Below are 18,695 nucleotides of genomic sequence, written 5' to 3'. Positions count from 1 at the left end.
CCGCCGGCGCCGGGTCCGCCGCATCGCCCATCGCGCTCGAAGGGACATCAACCGATCGGTTGATGCGCGCCTACGACTCCCCCCGGCGCTCCGCCACGGTCTCCCGGACACCCAGGTCGTAGGACCAACGCCCGACCCGGGTCCGGCCAAAACCCGGTGGGCACTGTCAGTGCCGGTCCGTAGGCTCGCCCGTGATGTCCACGACGCGTGCAACCACCGAGAACCGATCCGCCCTCCGCACCCTCGCGCGGCTCTGGCCCTACGTCCGGCCGGTGCGGGTACGGCTGTTCGGCGCGGCCGGGGTCGCCGTCGTCGCGTCCTGCACGGGGCTGGTGTTCCCCCTCGTCCTGAAGTGGATGGTGGACGGCCCGGTGGCCGACCGGGACGCGGCGGGCGTATGGCTCGGCGCGCTGTACCTGCTGCTGCTCGGCGTCGCGGAGGCGGGCCTGTTCGGGCTGCGGCGCTGGCTGGTCGCCCGGCCGCTGTCCCATGTCGAGGCGGAGATGCGGGCGGACCTGTACCGGCACCTCCAGCGCCTGCCGGTCTCGTTCCACGACAGATGGCCCTCGGGCCAGCTCCTCTCCCGGGGCACCACGGACCTGATGCTGCTCCGGATGTTCCTCGCCTTTCCGCTGACGTTCCTTCTGGTCAACGCGGTGACCATCCTGGCGGGCGTGATCATCATGCTGCTCCAGGACTGGACGCTGGGGATGGTGATCCTGGGCCCCGCGATCCCGGTGGTCGTCACCTGCGTGATCTTCGAGCAGCGGTACGCGCGCGTGGCCCGGCTCGCGCAGGACCAGGTCGGCGACCTCACGACGGTCGTCGAGGAGAGCGTCCTCGGCATCCGCATCATCAAGGGCTTCGGCCGGCACCGCACCCAGGCCCGCGCCTTCCGCGACCTCTCCCGCACCCTGCGCGGCACGGAACTCCACAAGGCCCGGCTCCTCGCCACGATCTGGGGCGTCATCGTCACCCTCCCGGAACTCTCGCTGGGAGCGACCCTGGTCCTGGGCACGGTCCAGGTCGCGGACGGCGACCTGTCGGCAGGCACCCTGGTGGCCTTCCTCTCCACGGCTCTGGCCCTGCGCTGGCCGGTCGAGTCGATCGGCTTCCTCCTCGCGATGAGCCAGGAGGCGGCGACGGCGACGGAGCGCTACTTCGAGGTGATGGACGAAACCCCCGAGCAGGAAGCCGCCCGAGGGTCCGCGCCGCGAAGGGGCGCGGGAAACCGCGCACCCGGCCCCCGCGCACCCGAACCCGCACCCGCACCCGCACCCGCACCCGACGACGGCATCCGCTTCACCGAAGTCACCTTCCGCTACCCGGACGCCCCACCGGATTCCCCACCCACCCTCGACAACATCACCCTCCACATCAGACCCGGCGAATCCATGGCCCTGGTGGGAGCCACCGGCACCGGCAAGACCACCCTCACCGCCCTCGTCCCCCGCCTCCACGAGGTCACCTCGGGACGGATCACGCTGGACGGCGAGGACATCACCGCCATGCCCAGGGAATCGCTGCGCGCCCTCGTCGCCGTGGCCTTCGAGGAACCCACGCTGTTCTCGGCCACCGTCGGGGAGAACGTCCTCATGGGAACCGAAGAGGCCGCGGGGGAAGCGGAGTTGGAGCGGGCGCTGGCGGTCGCGCAGGCCGACTTCGCGCACGCCCTCCCGCAGGGCACGGACACCCAGGTGGGCGAGCAGGGCCTCAGCCTCTCCGGCGGCCAGCGCCAACGCCTCGCCCTGGCACGGGCGGTGGTGGGCAGACCCCGCTTCCTGGTCCTGGACGACCCGCTCTCCGCGCTGGACGTGCACACCGAGGCGGCGGTCGAGGCCGCGCTGCGCCACGTCCTCGCCGACACCACGGCGTTGATCGTGGCCCACCGTCCGTCCACGGTCCTGCTCGCCGACCGCGTGGCCCTCCTGTCGGACGGCCGGATCACGGCGGTCGGCACCCATCAGGAACTCCTGCGGACGAACGCGGAGTACGCACACCTCATGTCGGGCGCCGACCACCAGGGGGACGAACGATGACCTCGGCCACCACCTCCGCCCCCGCCACCGGCGGCGACGACCACCCGGGACCGCCGCGTCCGCGCGCCGCCGCGGACGACCCCTTCGACCACGACGTCCTGCCCACTCCCCCGGGCGCGACCGGCGCCCTGCTGCGCTCCCTGCTCGCGCCGATGAGGGCGCGGGTCGCCGTCACCTCCCTGCTCCTGCTGCTCCAGCAGGCGGCGGTGCAGGTCGGCCCCCTCCTCGTGGCGTACGCCATCGACCGCGCGGTCCCGGCGTTCCGGGACCACGACCACGGACCGCTGATCGCCGTAGGAGTGGGCTATCTGCTCTGCGCGCTGCTCTCCGGCGGGCTCCAGTACGCGTTCATCGGCGCCTCCGCCCGCGTCAACCAGGACGTGCTGCTCGATCTGCGCGGGCGGATCTTCCGGCACGCGCAGGCGCTCAGCATCGACTTCCACGAGCGGTACACGTCCGGGCGGCTCATCTCCCGTTCCACCACGGACATCGAGGCGCTGCGCGAACTCCTCAGCGAGGGGCTCCAGGAGCTGATCACGGTCATCCTGTCGTTCGTGTACATCTCGGCGATGCTGCTCTGGCTGGACCTCGGCCTCGGCGCGGTCGCGGTGGCGTCCTTCGTGCCGCTGTACCTGCTGGTGCGGGTCTACCAGCGGCGCGCGGTACAGGTGTACGCGGTGCGGTCCACGGCCATCGCGCGCGTGATCGTGAAGTTCGTCGAGACGATGAACGGCATCCGCCCGGTCCGCGCGTTCCGCCGCGAGGCCGTCAACGACGCCGACTTCCAGGTCCTCAACCAGCGGCACGAACGCTCCAACGGCGATGCCCTGCTGGAGATGGCCCGCTATGTGACCGGCTCCCGCCTGGTCGCCAACACGGCCGTCGCGGCGATCGTCCTGTGGGGTTCCTTCCGGGTCTCGGACGGTTCGCTGGAGCTGGGCGTACTGGCCGCCGCGGTCCTCTACCTGCGGCGGCTCTACGACCCGATCGACCGGCTCGGCATGTTCCTCAACTCGTACCAGTCGGCCGCGGCCTCCCTGGAGAAGATCGCGGGTCTGCTGGCCCAGACCCCGTCGGTCCCGGAGCCGTCGACGGCCGTCCGGCTGCCGGAACTCGCGTCGGACCAGCCCGGTCGCGAGGTCGTCTTCGACGGTGTCCGCTTCGCCTACCGCACCGGCGGCGAGGTCCTGCCCGTCTTCGACCTGACCCTCCCGGCCGGCCAGACGGTCGCCGTGGTCGGCTCGACCGGTGCGGGCAAGTCGACCCTGGCCAAGCTGCTGGCCCGCTTCTACGACCCCTCGGAGGGGCGGGTGCTGCTCGACGGGGTCGATCTGCGCGAGCTGTCCGGGCCCGAACTGCGGCGCGGGGTGGTGATGGTGACGCAGGAGGCGTTCCTGTTCTCCGGCACGGTCGCCGAGAACATCGCGATCGGCCGTCCGGACGCGCCCCGGGAGGAGATCGAGCGGGCCGCGAAGGCGATCGGCGCGCACGACTTCATCAGCGCGCTGCCCGACGGCTACGACACGGACGTGCGCAAGCGGGGTGGCCGTATCTCGGCGGGGCAGCGTCAACTCGTCGCGTTCGCGCGGGCGTTGCTGGCCGACCCGGCGGTGCTGATCCTGGACGAGGCGACGAGTTCGCTGGACGTGCCCGGCGAACGGGCGGTGCAGCGCGCCATGTCGACGGTCCTGCGCGGCCGTACGGCGGTGGTGATCGCCCACCGGCTCTCGACGGTCGAGATCGCGGACCGGGTGCTGGTCATGGAGCACGGGCGGGTGGTCGAGGACGGCGCACCGGCCGAGCTGATCGCCGGGACCGGACGGTTCGCGGATCTGCACCGGGCCTGGCGCGACAGCCTGGCGTGACCTTCGGGCACGACCTGCCGGCCTTGCTAACCGGAACACGGTTCCGTATTGTTTCCGGAACAAGGTTCCGCTTAGCCGTGCCCGGAGGACACCGTCATGCGCCCCACCACACCCCTGCCCGACTCACCCCCCGCGATCGTCTCCGTGAAGCCGGTGACCCTCCCGGCCCCCGGCCGGGGCGAGGACCTCCAGGTCCGCGTCTCCGCCCCCGTCACCGGTGACGGCCTGCCCGTCGTCGTCTTCTCGCACGGCTACGGCCAGTCGATGGACGGCTACGCCCCACTGGCGGACCACTGGGCCGCACAGGGCTTCGTGGTCGTCCAGCCCACGCACCTCGACTCGAGGACGCTCGCCCTTCCCCAGGAGGACCCCCGTTTCCCCCGGATCTGGCGCTTCCGCGTGGAGGACCTCACGCGCGTGCTCGACGAACTCGACGTCCTGGAGGCCTCCGTACCCGGCCTCGCCGGACGCGTCGACCACGACCGCGTCGCCGTGGCCGGCCACTCCTGGGGAGCCCAGACGGCCAGCACGCTCCTGGGCGCCCGCGTCCTGGACCCCGACGGCGTCCCCGGCGAGGACCTGTCCGACCCCCGCGCCACGGCGGGCGTCCTGCTCGCCCTGACCGGCCTCGGCGACACCCTGAGCCCGTTCGCCGCCGAGCACTTCCCCTTCATGCGGCCGTCGTTCACCACGATGACCGCCCCGGCGCTCATCGTCGCCGGCGACCACGACGACTCCCCGCTCTCCACCCGCGGACCCGACTGGTTCACCGACCCGTACACCTACAGCCCGGGCGACAAGACCCTGCTCACCCTCTTCGGCGCGGAACACTCGCTGGGCGGCGTCGCCGGCCACGAGATGGCCGAGACGACCGACGAGAACCCCGCCCGCGTGGCCCTGCTCCAGCAGCTCACCACGGCCTATCTGCGCAGCGCCCTGCACCCCGAGGACACCGGCTGGAAGACGGCGGTCGCCGCCCTGGACCAGGACCCCGGCCCGCTGGGCGCGGTGACGAGCAAGTAGCCGCCCGGCGGGCGGGCGCCCGATATTCGATGGGCAACCGCGCTCACGCTCGGTAATCTTCGTTGCCTCCAACCACCCCCGGACCGCTTACGGCTGCCCGCGCTCGCCCGGCAGCCCGGGCAGGAGGCACATGATCGACGCGTACGAGGAGCCCGGGACGCCCGACTGCCGGGGCGGATGGCGTTTTCTGTGGTGGCTGGTGCGGCGGCAGTCGGGGCGGGCGGTGTCCGGGGCGCTGCTGTCGAGCGTGTGGATGGTGCTGATGGCGGCGGCGCCGTATCTGATGTCCCGCGCGGTGGACGACGGGCTGGTGCCGGGGCGGATGGGTCCGCTGGCCTGGTGGACCGGGGCGCTGTTCGTGGTCGGCGCGGTCAACTCGTGGCTGAGCATCATGCGCCACCGCACGATGACCCGGGTCCGGATCGACGCCAACTTCCGTACGGTCAAGCTGATCGTGGGCCAGGCGGTCCGGCTGGGCGCGGTGCTGCCGCGCCGGGCGCGGGCCGGCGAGGTGATCACCACAGGCGTCGGCGACGTGTGGACGATCGCCCAGTCCCTGACCGTCGTCGGCCCCGGCTTCGGCGCCCTCGTCGTCTACGGCGTGGTCGCGGGCGTGCTGCTGTCGATCTCGGGTCCGCTGGCCGCCGTGGTGCTGCTGGGCGTGCCGGTGATCGCGCTGCTCGCGGGGCCGTTGACGCTGCGGTTGCAGAGCGTGGAGACGGAGTACCGGGAGCGGCAGAGCGTGCTGACGGCGCGTATCGGCGATCTCGCGGGCGGCCTGCGGGTCCTCAACGGCCTGGGCGGCAAGGGGCTGTTCGCGGACGCGTTCCGCGGTGACTCGCAGCGGCTGCGGGCGCAGGGGTACCGGGTGGGCGCGGTGGCGAGCTGGGTGCAGGCGATCGGGGTCGGGCTGCCGACGCTGTTCCTCGCCGTGGTGACCTGGCTCGCGGCCCGCCTCGCGGCCCAGGGGCAGCTGAGCATCGGCGAGTTGGTCGCCGTGTACGGCTATGTCGCGGTGCTGATCGGCCCGGTGGCCTTCTTCATCCAGATGGTCTACGAGTTGAGCCGGGGCGTGGTGGCCGCGCGCCGGGTCGTGGCGCTGCTCCGGCTCGAACCCGTGCCGGGCGGCGGCGAGTCGGACGCCCCCGGCGAACCGGCCGTGCTGCACGATCCGGACTCGGGGGTGCGGGTGGTGCCGGGGCGGCTGACGGCGCTGGTGGCGGCCCGGCCGGGGGACGCGCTGGCCGTGGTGGACCGGCTCGGACGGTACGCGCCGTCGTCGGTGACCTGGGGCGAGGTGCGGCTCGACGCGATTCCGCTGGACCAGGTGCGGGCGCGGATCCTGGTCGCCGACAACGAGGCGGACCTGTTCGCCGGGCCGCTGACGGAGGTGGTGTCGGGGCGGCGGGAGCGGTCGGCGGAGGCGGTGGCGCGGGCCGTGCACGCGTCGGCGGCCGACGACATCGTGCAGGGGCTGCCGGCGGGTCTCGACTCGGCGGTGGCCGCGCAGGGGCGGAGCCTGTCCGGCGGCCAGCGTCAACGGGTGCGGCTGGCACGGGCGTTGCTCGCCGAGCCGGAGGTGCTGCTCGCGGTGGAGCCGACGTCGGCGCTCGACGCGCACACGGAGGCGGCGGTCGCGCGGCGGCTGCACGCGGAGCGGTCGGGCCGTACGACGGTGGTGACGACGACGTCCCCGCTGGTCCTCGACCACGCGGACACCGTGCACTACCTGGTCGACGGCAAGGTCGCGGCCAGCGGCGGCCATCGCCGGCTGCTGGCGGCGGAACCCGGCTACCGCGCGCTGGTGGCCCGGGACACGGACGCGGAGGAGGTCGTACGGTGACGGCGGACAAGGGTCAACTGCCGGTCGCGGACCGGGCGGACGTACGGCGGGCCGCGCTGCGGCTGGTGCGGGCGGACCGGCGGGCGTTCGCGGTCGTGCTGGTGGTGAACGCGCTGGCGGCCGGGGCCGGGCTGGCCGGGCCATGGCTGCTCGGGCGGATCGTGGACGAGGTGCGGGCCGGGGCCGGGGTGAGCGCCGTGGACCGGCTGGCGCTGGTCATCGTGGTGTGCGCGCTGGCCCAGTTGCTGCTGGCGCGGTGGGCGCGGTACGTGGGGCACCGGTTCGGGGAGCGGACGCTCGCGCGGGTCCGGGAGGACTTCGTGGACCGGGCGCTGGCGCTGCCCGCCTCGGTGGTGGAGCGGGCCGGGACGGGCGACCTGACCGCGCGCGGCACGGCGGACGTGGCGATCGTCGGGACGACCCTGCGCGATGTGGGTCCTGAGCTGCTGGTCAGCTCGGTGCAGGCGCTGTTCGTGATGGGCGCGGTGTTCGCGCTCGACCCGCTGCTCGGACTGTTCGGGGTGCTGGGGCTGACGCCGGTGTGGTTCGCGCTGCGCTGGTATCTGCGCCGGGCCAGGGACGGCTATCTCGCGGAGGGCTCGGCCAATTCGGAGGTCGCCGAGATCCTGACGGCGACCGTGGCGGGGGCTCGTACGGTGGAGGCGTTCCGGCTCCAGGAGCGGCGGGTGACCGCGAGCCGGGACACGCTGGGAACGGCGTTGCGGAGCCGCCTGTACACGCTGTTCCTGCGGACGGTGTTCTTCCCGGCGGTCGAGGTGTCGTACACGATCCCGGTGGCGGGCGTGCTGCTCGTCGGGGGCTGGCTGCACGGGCGCGGGGCGGTGGGTGTGGGCGCGGTGGTCGCGGCGGCGCTGTATCTGCGGCAGTTCACGGAGCCGCTGGACCAGATCCTGATGCGGGTCGAGCAACTCCAGAGCAGCGGGGCCTCGTTCGCGCGGGTGGAGGGGCTGGCCGCGGCGCCCCGCGCGGAGGGCGACGGCGACGCCCCGGCTCCGGCGGACGACCGGATCGACGTGACCGGTGTGCGGTACGCGTACGAACGCGGCGGTGAGGTGCTGCACGGCGTGGACCTGACCGTGCGGCCGGGTGAGCGGCTCGCGGTGGTCGGTCCGTCCGGCGCCGGGAAGACCACGCTGAGCCGCCTGCTGGCGGGGGTGGACGCGCCGACCGAGGGCACGGTGACCGTGGGCGGGGTGCCGGTCTCGGCTCTCGCGCCGGAGACGCTGCGCCGTCAGGTGGTGCTGGTCACCCAGGAGCACCATGTGTTCCTGGGCTCGGTCCGTGACAACCTCCTGATCGCCGAACCGGCCGCCACGGACGAGGAGTTGTGGGCCGCTCTGGCGGCGGTCGGTGCCGAGGAGTGGGTGCGGGAGCTGCCGGACGGCCTGTCCACCCGGCTGGGTGCGGACGGCCGGCGCACGGACGGCTCGCAGGCCCAGCAACTCGCCCTCGCCCGCGTGGTGCTGGCCGACCCGCACACGCTGATCCTGGACGAGGCGACGGCCCTGCTGGATCCGGCCACCGCCCGGCACACCGAGCGCGCCCTGGCCGCCGTGCTGGAGGGCCGTACGGTCATCGCCATCGCGCACCGGCTGCACACCGCCCACGACGCGGACCGGGTGGCGGTCATGGAGAACGGCCTGCTGACCGAACTCGGCCCGCACGAGGAGCTGGTGACGGCCCAGGGGGCGTACGCGGCGCTGTGGAACTCGTGGCACGGGGACCCGTCGGACCGCCCTTAGCCATCCACGGTTCGGATATCGAACACGAACATCCGGACAACGAACGAATTCCGGCCAAGTTCCTGACGCGCCCCTGACAGAAAGCGCGGGCTGCTGCCACTCTTCCCACTGGCGCTTCACAGCAACCCCACAGTTTCACCCCAGTGATCACTGTGCTCTCTGTGATCTCCCCAGGTCGCGCGATCCGCGACCGTCTCGAAGGAGTCAGTGTTGAGAAGCAATTCCTCGCGCAGACGCACCTCCCACATAGTCGCCGCAGCCGGCGTCACCGCACTGCTCGCCGTGGCCGTCCAGGCCGGGGCCACCTCCACCGCCGCCCCGGCCAAACCCCTGGCCGCCAAGGGGAATCCGGCGCACATGGCGCTCGCGCTCTCGCCCTCCCAGCGCGCCGAGCTGATCCGCGACGCCGACACGGCGCGGGCCGCGACCGCCAGGGACATCGGCCTCGGCGCCAAGGAGACGCTCGTCGCCCGTGACGTCATCAAGGACGCCGACGGCACCGTCCACACCCGCTACGAGCGCACCTACGGCGGACTCCCGGTCCTCGGCGGCGACCTGGTCGTCGACACCGCCAAGTCAGGTGCCACCGAGCGCGTCATCAAGGCGACGAACGCCACCATCGCGGTCGCCGACCTCACCCCGAGCGTCACGACCGGCGCCGCCGAGAAGCAGGCCGTCTCCCGCGCCAAGGCCCTCGGCTCCACCAAGTCGGCCGCGGACTCGGCCCGCAAGGTGATCTGGGCGGCGAGCGGCAAGCCCGTCCTCGCCTACGAGACCGTCGTGGGCGGCCTCCAGGACGACGGCACCCCGAACGAGCTGCACGTCATCACCGACGCGGCCACCGGCAAGAAGCTCTACGAGTACCAGGGCATCGAGAACGCCACCGGCACCGGCAACACCCAGTACAGCGGCTCGGTCCCGCTGACCACCACGCAGTCGGGCTCGAACTACACCCTGACCGACGGCGACCGCGGCGGCCACAAGACGTACAACCTGAACCACGGGACGTCCGGCACCGGCACGCTGTTCTCGCAGACCAGCAACACCTGGGGCAACGGCACCACGTCGAACGCGGCGACGGCCGGCGCCGACGCGCACTACGGCGCCGCCGAGACGTGGGACTTCTACAAGAACACGTTCGGCCGCACCGGCATCAAGAACAACGGCGTCGGCGCCTACTCCCGCGTCCACTACGGGAATTCGTACGTCAACGCGTTCTGGGACGACAGCTGCTTCTGCATGACCTACGGCGACGGCTCCGGCAACGCGGACCCGCTGACGGCCCTCGACGTGGCCGGCCACGAGATGAGCCACGGCGTCACCTCCAACACCGCGGGCCTCAACTACTCCGGCGAGTCCGGCGGGCTGAACGAGGCGACCTCCGACATCTTCGGCACCGGCGTCGAGTTCTACGCCAACAACTCGTCCGACGTCGGCGACTACCTCATCGGCGAGAAGATCGACATCAACGGCAACGGCACGCCGCTGCGCTACATGGACAAGCCCAGCAAGGACGGCGGCTCCAAGGACTCCTGGTACTCGGGTGTCGGCAACCTCGACGTGCACTACTCGTCGGGCATCGCCAACCACTTCTTCTACCTGCTGAGCGAGGGCAGCGGCGCCAAGGTCATCAACGGCGTCAGCTACAACTCGCCCACCTCGGACGGGCTCCCGGTCACCGGCATCGGCCGGGACAAGGCGCTGCAGATCTGGTACCGCGCGCTCACCACCAAGTTCACGTCCACCACCAACTACGCGGCGGCCCGCACCGGGACGCTGGCGGCGGCCGGTGAGCTGTACGGGACGACGGGCGCCGAGTACAAGGCGGTGCAGGACGCGTGGGCGGCCGTCGCGGTCGGCGCGCGCTCCGGTGGCGGCGGGGGCGGCGGCACGTCGTTCGAGAACACGACCGACGTGTCGATCCCGGACCACGGGGCAGCCGTCACCTCGTCGGTCACCGTGTCCGGACGGACGGGCAACGCCCCGTCGAACCTGGCCGTCACGGTCGACATCGTGCACACCTGGCGTGGTGACCTGGTGATCGACCTGGTCGCCCCGGACGGGTCGACGTACCGCCTGAAGAACTCCAGCTCGTCCGACTCCGCGGACAACGTGCAGGCGACCTACACGGTCGACGCGTCCTCCGAAGTCGCCAACGGCGTCTGGAAGTTGAAGGTCCAGGACGTGGCATCACAGGACACCGGCTACATCAACAGCTGGAAGCTTACGTTCCCGTAAAATCCAGCCGTCCAGTTCAGGCCGCAGGAACCAGTCGCCGCCCCGGGGTTTCAACTCCGGGGCGGTGCGCTGTTGTGGGCGTTTACAGCGCTGCAACGTTCACCGGACAGTCGATTTTGAGCCAACATCACTTCAGGGTCCTGACATGTACGCGCCCCCGGTGCCACTCTTCCCTCACGCCGCTTCACCACAGCTACTTCACAGTCGCTCCGGTCAGTAACCCCACACTGCCGGACTCCCCCACAGAGGAGCTTGCGTGACCCCCCTCTACGCGCGTCACAAGCGCACCACCCTGGCCATCGCCACCGCGGTCGCCGCCGGCGCCCTGCTCGCCACCGGTGTGTCCACCGGTGCCTCCGCCCAGCCCGCCGCGGGCAAGGTGGCCCCCCTCGCCGCCGCCCCGCAGCTGCTCTCCAACTCGGCGCGCGCGGCGCTGGTCCAGGAGAAGCAGGCCGCGGCGCCCGAGACGGCCCAGCAGATAGGCCTCGGCACCAAGGAGAAGCTGGTCGTCAAGGACGTCGTCAGAGACAACGACGGCACCGTCCACACCCGCTACGAGCGCACCTACGCGGGCCTCCCGGTCCTCGGCGGCGACCTGGTCATCCACACCGCGCCGTCCGGGAAGACGGAGGGTGTCACCAAGGCGCACTCGGCGGCCATCAAGGTCGCCACGGTCACGCCGAAGATCACCGCCGCGAAGGCCGAGAAGCAGGCGCTGACCGCGGCCAAGGCCGCCGGTTCGGACAACAGCGCCGCCGACGGCGCCCGCAAGGTCATCTGGGCCGGCTCCGGCACCCCCGTCCTCGCCTACGAGACGATCGTCGGCGGCCTCCAGGAGGACGGCACCCCGAACCAGCTGCACGTCATCACCGACGCGGCCACCGGCAAGAAGCTCTTCGAGTACCAGGGCATCGAGAACGCCACCGGCACCGGCAAGACCCTGTACTCGGGCACCGTCAGCCTCACCACCACGCTGTCGGGCACGACGTACTCGCTGACCGACGCCTCGCGCGGCAACCACAAGACGTACAACCTGAAGCACGGGACGTCCGGCACCGGCACCCTCTTCACCCAGACCACCAACACCTGGGGCACCGGCACCGCGTCCAGCTCCACCACGGACGTGACCGCCGCCGCGGACGCCGCCTACGGCGCCCAGGAGACGTGGGACTTCTACAAGGACACGTTCGGCCGCAGCGGCATCAAGAACAACGGTGTCGGCGCCTACTCCCGCGTGCACTACGGCAGTTCGTACGTGAACGCGTTCTGGGACGACAGCTGCTTCTGCATGACCTACGGCGACGGGTCGGGCAACACCCACCCGCTCACCTCGCTCGACGTGGCCGGCCACGAGATGAGCCACGGCGTCACCTCCAACACCGCGGGCCTCAACTACTCCGGCGAGTCCGGCGGGCTGAACGAGGCGACCTCCGACATCTTCGGCACCGGCGTCGAGTTCTACGCCAACAACAGCAGCGACGTCGGCGACTACCTCATCGGCGAGAAGATCAACATCAACGGCGACGGCACCCCGCTGCGCTACATGGACAAGCCCAGCAAGGACGGCGGCAGCGCCGACTACTGGTCCTCCACGGTCGGCAACAAGGACGTCCACTACTCGTCCGGCGTCGCCAACCACTTCTTCTACCTGCTGTCCGAGGGCAGCGGCGCGAAGACCATCAACGGCGTGAGCTACAACTCGCCGACGAGCAACGGCGCCACCCTCACCGGCATCGGCCGCGCCAAGGCGCTGCAGATCTGGTACAAGGCGCTGACGACCTACTTCACGTCGACCACCAACTACAAGTCGGCCCGCACCGGCACCCTCAGCGCGGCGGCGGCACTCTACGGCTCCGGTTCCGCCGAGTACAACGCGGTGGCGGCCACCTGGTCGGCCGTCAACGTCAGCTGACGGCAACGGAGTTGACAGGTTAGAGCACAGGGCGGTACCCGGAGCGAAGGCACCTCCGGGTACCGCCCTACTCTTGGGTCCCATGTCCTTCACGTACGACGACGTCGGCGCGACCCGCGAACGCGGCTTCTGCCCCCCGGGTTTCCACCCCCTGTATGTGCGCACACGTCTCGGCGAGGGCGAGAAGGTCTTCCGCCGGGCCGCCGAAGCGGTCATGACCTGGGAAGTCCAGCGCGAGACGGGGATCGGCATCGAGGCGTCCGCGGACAAGGCGGCCCCCGGCGTGGACGTGACGGTCACCCTCGCCGGCCTCATCAAGGCCCCCTGCCGCATCGTCTGGACCCTGGAGGAACACCGCCGCGCGGGCTGGGCCTACGGCACCCTCCCCGGCCACCCCGAATCCGGCGAGGAGTCCTTCGTCGTCGACCGCACCGGTGACGGCACGGTCTGGTTCACGGTCGCCGCCTTCAGCCGGGCCGCCAAGTGGTACGCCCGCCTGGGCGGCCCGGCGACCAGGGGCCTGCAGCACGCGTACGCCCGGAAGCTCGGCGGCACGCTGCGCCAGATGTGCGCGCCGTACTCGGAGGTGTAGGGAGGGGACCACCCGCGCCCCACAGGGGCGCGGGGAACTGCGCGACCAGCCACGGCGGACCCGCGGACGAAGAGCTACCGCATCAACACCCCCGCACCCTCCACCCCGTCCTCGGAGGGCACCGCGACCAGCCCCAACTCCGCACCGGACGCCAGCAGTCGGTGCGCGGGCAGAATCCGCACCGTGTACCCATAGGGCCCGGTGCGATCCAGTTCGAGCGGCCCCTCGTACAGCCAGTGCCCCTCCGCGTCAGGACCCCCCACCGGCTTCAGGGGCACCGTCACCGCGTCCCCGATCCGGTCCTCCGGGTCAACGCGCCCCGACACCGCCTGCACTTCCACATCATCCGGAGCAAGCCCCGCCAACCCCACCCGCACCCGGAGGTTGAGCGTCGTACCCAGCTCCGCCGTGGCCGTGGCCGCCGACGTCTCCACGTGGTCGACGGTCACCCCGTGCCAGACGGACCGCACCCGGCCCTTCCACGCGGCGAGTTCCCGCGCCGCGTCCGGGGTCATCGCGCGATGGGCGTGCGCGGCAGGGGCGTACAGCCGCTCCACGTACTCGCGGACCATGCGCCCGGCGAGGACCTTCGGCCCGAGCAACGTCAGGGTCCTGCGCACCATTTCGATCCAGCGGTCGGGGAGACCGTCCTGACCGCGCTCGTAGAAGCGCGGGGTGACCCGCTGCTCCAGGAGGTCGTAGAGCGCCGCGGCCTCCACGTCGTCCCGGTGGTCGGGGTCCGTGCCCGTGCCGTCCGCCGTGGGGATCGCCCAGCCGAAGTCGGGCTGGAACCACTCGTCCCACCAGCCGTCCAGGACCGAGAGGTTGAGGCAGCCGTTCAGCGCCGCCTTCATCCCGCTGGTGCCGCAGGCCTCCAGCGGGCGGAGCGGGTTGTTGAGCCAGATGTCGCAGCCGGGGTAGAGCTTCTGCGCCATCGCCATGCCGTAGTCGGGCAGGAAGACGATGCGGTGCCGGACGCGCGGGTCGTCCGCGAACCTCACCAGCTCCTGCACCAGCCGCTTGCCCCCGTCGTCCGCCGGGTGCGCCTTGCCCGCCACCACGATCTGGATCGGGTGGTCCGGGTGCAGGAGGAGGTCCATCAGCCGGTCCCGGTCACGCAGCATCAGCGTCAGCCGCTTGTACGACGGGACGCGGCGCGCGAAGCCGATCGTCAGGACGTCCGGGTCGAGGACGCCGTCGATCCAGCCCAACTCGGCCGATCCGGCGCCGCGTTGACGCCAGGACGCGCGCAGCCGCTCCCGTACCTCCACGACCAGCTGTTCGCGCAGCTCGCGGCGGAGCTCCCAGATGTCCTGGTCCGGGATCTCCGCGACCGCGTCCCAGCGGTCCGAACCGCCCACCGTCAGCGCGTCCTCGGTGCGGTTCGCGCCGATCTGCCGGGAGCCGAGCCGTAGCACCTCGGGGGCGACCCAGGTCGGCGCGTGCACCCCGTTGGTCACGGAGGTGATCGGCACCTCCTCGGCGTCGAAGCCCGGCCAGAGCCCGGAGAACATCTCGCGGCTGACCTGACCGTGCAACAGGGAGACGCCGTTGGCCCGTTGCCCCAGCCGCAGGCCCATCACGGCCATGTTGAACAGGTTGGGCTCGCCGCCCGGGTAGGTCTCCATGCCGAGGCTCAGGATGTGCTGGACGTCCATGCGAGGGAGTTCGGCCCCGGGACCGAAGTGCCTGGCCACCAGCTCCCGGTCGAAACGGTCGATTCCGGCCGGTACGGGCGTGTGCGTGGTGAAGACCGTGCCGGCCCGCACCGCCTCCAGGCCGGCCTCGAAGTCCAGCCCCGCGTCGCAGAGTTCGGCGATCCGCTCCAGGCCGAGGAAGCCCGCGTGTCCCTCGTTCGTGTGGAACACCTCGGGCTCGGGGTGACCGGTCAGCCGGCAGTACGTCCGGACCGCCCGCACACCCCCTATGCCGAGCAGCATCTCCTGCAGCAGCCGGTGTTCACTGCCGCCGCCGTAGAGGACGTCGGTCACACCGCGCTCGCCCGGGTCGTTGTCCTCGACGTCCGAGTCGAGCATCAGCAGCGGGACCCGGCCGACCTGCGCGAGCCAGATCCGGGCGTGCAGCGAGCGCCCGCCGGGCAGTGCGAGGGAGACCTTGGCCGGGGAGCCGTCCTCCTCCCGCAGCAGCGCCACCGGGAGTTCGTTCGGGTCGAGGACGGGATAGTGCTCCTGCTGCCAGCCGTCCCGGGACAGCGACTGGCGGAAGTAGCCGTGCCGGTACAGGAGTCCGACACCGATCAGCGGTACGCCGAGGTCGCTGGCCGATTTGAGATGGTCGCCGGCGAGGATGCCGAGACCGCCGGAGTACTGGGGCAGGGCGGCCGTGACGCCGAACTCGGGCGAGAAGTAGGCGACGGCGGCGGGGAGTTCACGGTCGGCGGCCTGGGTCTGATACCAGCGGTCACCGCCCACGTAGTCGGCGAGGTCTCCGGCGACCTCGGTGAGCCGGCGCAGGAATCGGCTGTCCTCGGCCAGCTCCGTGAGGCGCTCGGCGGAGACGCTGCCGAGGAGTCGTACGGGATCGTGTTCCGCGGCGGCCCAGCGTTCGGGGTCCACGGACTGGAAGAGATCGCGGGTGTCGGCGTGCCAGGACCAGCGCAGATTGCGCGCCAGGTCGCTGAGAGGTCGGAGGGGTTCGGGGAGAACGGGACGGACGGTGAATCGACGGATCGCCTTCACAGCTCCACCTCGGCGCTTCGCAGGATGACACACGGCAATGTGTGTCGTCGTGTGTGATGACGGTACCGGCGATGGTGGTGCCCCCGCTGGGAGCTTCGCCGCGGATCTCCATCGGTCCGAAGCACGCCGCCCTCCCCGCCGGACGGGCCGATTACCACCATCCTGAACCCATTGGGACCCCTCATGCGCCCTTGTGGTGCTTCGCGCCTCACGAGAGGCTGCCCCGTGGAGAGTTGAAGGAGGGGAACTCGACATGGCACGGACGCGTACGCGGCGTCTGCGCCGGGCGGGGGGCCTGACCGCGGTCACCACAGTCGTGGTGCTGTCGGCCGTCACCCTGCCCGCGCACGCCGCACCGGAGGGGACCGTACTCGGCGCCGGTGCACCCGGTTCCGTCAGCGGCAGCTATCTGGTGACGCTGAAGGGGGCAACGAAGGCTCCGTCGGCCGCCGGAAAGGGCCTCGCGGAGAAATACGGGGCGAAAATACGCCACACCTACGGCACGGCCCTGAACGGCTACGCCGTCGAGGCGAACGAGAGACAGGCACGGCTCCTCGCCGCGGACCCCGAGGTCGCCTCGGTCTCCCAGGACACCCGCGTCACCCTGGACAGCGGCAGCCGCGGCACCGGCCGTGTCCAGCACGATCCGCCGTCCTGGGGTCTCGACCGGCTCGACCAGCCGGGTCTGCCGCTGGACAGGAGCTACACCTCGCCGGCCTCCGGGGGCAGCGGCGTGACGGTGTACGTGATCGACACCGGCATCCGCATCACCCACAGGGACTTCGGCGGCCGGGCCTCCTACGGCTGGGACTTCGTCGACGACGACGCCACCGCCCAGGACGGCAACGGTCACGGCACCCATGTCGCCGGCACGATCGCCGGCACCACGTACGGCGTCGCCAAGAAGGCCAGGGTCGTCGCCGTACGCGTCCTGGACAACGCCGGGGCCGGTACGACCTCGCAGGTCATCGCGGGCATCGACTGGGTCACCCGGCACGCGCGCAAACCCGCGGTCGCCAACCTCAGCCTGGGCGGCCACCACAACGCCCAGCTGGACGCGGCCGTACGCAACTCGATCGCCTCCGGAGTCACCTACACGGTCGCGGCGGGCAACGACGGGCAGCCGGCCGGCCTGTACTCCCCCGCGGACGTGAAGGAGGCCATCACGGTCGGCGCCGTCGGCAGGAACGACGCACGGGCCGCCTTCTCGAACTTCGGTCCGTCCGTCGACCTGTTCGCCCCGGGCGTCTCGATCACCTCCGCGTCCTATGCCAGTGACACGGCGAAGGCGACCTACTCGGGTACGTCGATGGCATCACCCCATGCGGCCGGAGCCGCGGCCGTCCAGCTCGGCGTTCACCCGCACGCCACCCCCGCCCAGGTCTCCGCCGCGCTCGTCGCGGAGGCGGTTTCCGGCAAGGTGTCCGGCGCGGGGCCCGGTTCGCCGGACAAACTTCTGCAAGTACCGCGGTCGTAGTGCGGGAGTGACGGCTCCGGCCCCGTTCGCCCTGGACGGGGCCGGATCTTTCTGTGGAGATCTGCGCGTAAGTAGTTAGCAACCTGCCGGATTGCTAACACGAATAGGGTGGGAAGGCTCCACCGGTACGCCCCCAGACGCACCACGGGATCTTCTTCGCAGGACCCACCTCCCCACAGCCATCCGCCCACACCTACGTTGACGCGGACAGGAGCGGTCATGCCCGCCACGCACCACTCGTCAGCACCCCCGACACCCGGCGCGGCCACGCCCCCCGGGCGCCCCGCCGGCACGGCACCACCCGTCCCGGAGCCACCCTCCGCGGACGGCACATCGCCCGGCATCGGACGCATCCCCGTCCTCGATGTCCGGCCGGTCGTCCAGCACGGCCACCGGTCCGCCAAGGCGGTGACCGGTGAGTCGTTCGAGGTCTCGGCCCTCGTCTTCCGTGAGGGCCACGACGCGGTCGCCGCGAACGCGGTCCTGTACGACCCGGAGGGCCGTCCGGGTCCGTGGACCCCGATGCGGGAACTCGCCCCCGGCACCGACCGCTGGGGCGCCGAGGTCACCCCGGACGCGCCGGGCCGCTGGTCCTACACCGTGGAGGCCTGGAGCGACCCGGTCACCACCTGGCGCCACCACGCCCGGATCAAGATCCCGGCCGGCATGGACACGGACCTGGTCCTGGAGGAGGGCGCGCGCCTGTACGAGCGCGCCATCGCCGGCGTTCCCAAGGGCAAGGGCCTCCGGCCCGTCCTGCGCACCGCCGTCACCGCCCTCCGCGACGAGACCCGTCCGCCCATGTCCCGGCTCGCCGCCGCGCTGACACCGGAGGTGGACAAGGTCCTCGCCCGCCATCCGCTGCGGGACCTGGTGACGGTCTCCGAGCCGCGCCCTCTCCTGGTCGAGCGGGAACGCGCCCTCTACGGCGCCTGGTACGAGTTCTTCCCGCGCTCCGAGGGCACCCCGGCCCAGCCCCACGGCACCTTCCGCACCGCCGCGAAACGACTCGACAAGATCGCCGCCATGGGCTTCGACGTCGTCTACCTGCCACCGATCCACCCCATCGGCACCACCTTCCGCAAAGGCCCCAACAACACCCTCTCCGCCGGACGCGAGGACGTCGGCGTCCCCTGGGCCATCGGCTCACCCGAAGGCGGCCACGACGCCATCCACCCCCAGCTCGGCACCCTGGAGGACTTCGACGCGTTCGTCACCCGGGCCGCCGAACTGGGCATGGAGAT

The 18,695-nt window shown here is 71.7% G+C and carries 11 protein-coding genes; 10 read left to right on the top strand and 1 reads right to left on the bottom strand.

Annotated elements, in window-relative coordinates:
- Positions 1-194 precede the first annotated feature (194 nt).
- From ACIPTO_RS30470 to ACIPTO_RS30435, 8 genes are all read left to right on the top strand, one after another.
- Complete coding sequence (locus tag ACIPTO_RS30470; protein WP_401197467.1) at positions 195-2,039, top strand: ABC transporter ATP-binding protein; 1,845 nt, start codon at positions 195-197, stop codon at positions 2,037-2,039.
- Positions 2,036-3,904, top strand: coding sequence for an ABC transporter ATP-binding protein (locus ACIPTO_RS30465; RefSeq protein ID WP_401197465.1), 1,869 nt, complete (start codon positions 2,036-2,038; stop codon positions 3,902-3,904). The genes ACIPTO_RS30470 and ACIPTO_RS30465 overlap by 4 nt, the downstream gene beginning before the upstream one ends.
- Before the next feature lie 96 nt (positions 3,905-4,000).
- Complete coding sequence (locus tag ACIPTO_RS30460; RefSeq protein WP_401197462.1) at positions 4,001-4,927, top strand: alpha/beta hydrolase family protein; 927 nt, start codon at positions 4,001-4,003, stop codon at positions 4,925-4,927.
- A 130-nt stretch (positions 4,928-5,057) separates the two neighbouring features.
- Positions 5,058-6,770, top strand: coding sequence for an ABC transporter ATP-binding protein (locus ACIPTO_RS30455; RefSeq protein ID WP_401197460.1), 1,713 nt, complete (start codon positions 5,058-5,060; stop codon positions 6,768-6,770).
- A complete protein-coding gene (locus ACIPTO_RS30450; protein WP_366326278.1) occupies positions 6,767-8,533 on the top strand; it encodes an ABC transporter ATP-binding protein in 1,767 nt (588 codons plus the stop codon). The genes ACIPTO_RS30455 and ACIPTO_RS30450 overlap by 4 nt, the downstream gene beginning before the upstream one ends.
- A gap of 210 nt (positions 8,534-8,743) precedes the next feature.
- Positions 8,744-10,771, top strand: coding sequence for a M4 family metallopeptidase (locus tag ACIPTO_RS30445; RefSeq protein WP_401197458.1), 2,028 nt, complete (start codon positions 8,744-8,746; stop codon positions 10,769-10,771).
- Positions 10,772-11,027: 256 nt separating this feature from the next.
- The gene (locus ACIPTO_RS30440; protein ID WP_366326282.1) at positions 11,028-12,683 is read left to right on the top strand and encodes a M4 family metallopeptidase; all 1,656 of its coding nucleotides are present in this window, start codon (positions 11,028-11,030) and stop codon (positions 12,681-12,683) included.
- 82 nt (positions 12,684-12,765) lie between these two features.
- Positions 12,766-13,275 (top strand): DUF1990 domain-containing protein, encoded by a 510-nt coding sequence (locus ACIPTO_RS30435; RefSeq protein WP_366326284.1) that lies wholly within the window; start codon positions 12,766-12,768, stop codon positions 13,273-13,275.
- Positions 13,276-13,349: 74 nt separating this feature from the next.
- Here the strand turns inward: ACIPTO_RS30435 and ACIPTO_RS30430 are convergent, their stop codons facing one another.
- Positions 13,350-15,974 (bottom strand): glycosyltransferase family 1 protein, encoded by a 2,625-nt coding sequence (locus tag ACIPTO_RS30430; protein WP_401197456.1) that lies wholly within the window; start codon positions 15,972-15,974, stop codon positions 13,350-13,352.
- Positions 15,975-16,227: 253 nt separating this feature from the next.
- Between ACIPTO_RS30430 and ACIPTO_RS30425 the strand changes: the two genes are divergently transcribed.
- Positions 16,228-17,451, top strand: a complete 1,224-nt coding sequence (locus ACIPTO_RS30425) for a S8 family peptidase (protein WP_401197454.1) — start codon at positions 16,228-16,230, stop codon at positions 17,449-17,451.
- Between the two features lie 219 nt (positions 17,452-17,670).
- Positions 17,671-18,695 (top strand): maltotransferase domain-containing protein (locus ACIPTO_RS30420; RefSeq protein ID WP_401197452.1); only part of this gene is annotated, 1,025 nt, incomplete at its 3' end.

Source organism: Streptomyces sp. NPDC090083 (assembly GCF_044747445.1).
Lineage (GTDB): Bacteria > Actinomycetota > Actinomycetes > Streptomycetales > Streptomycetaceae > Streptomyces.
Note: the sequence above shows the minus strand (reverse complement) of the source record. Positions and strands in the feature narration are given on the sequence as shown.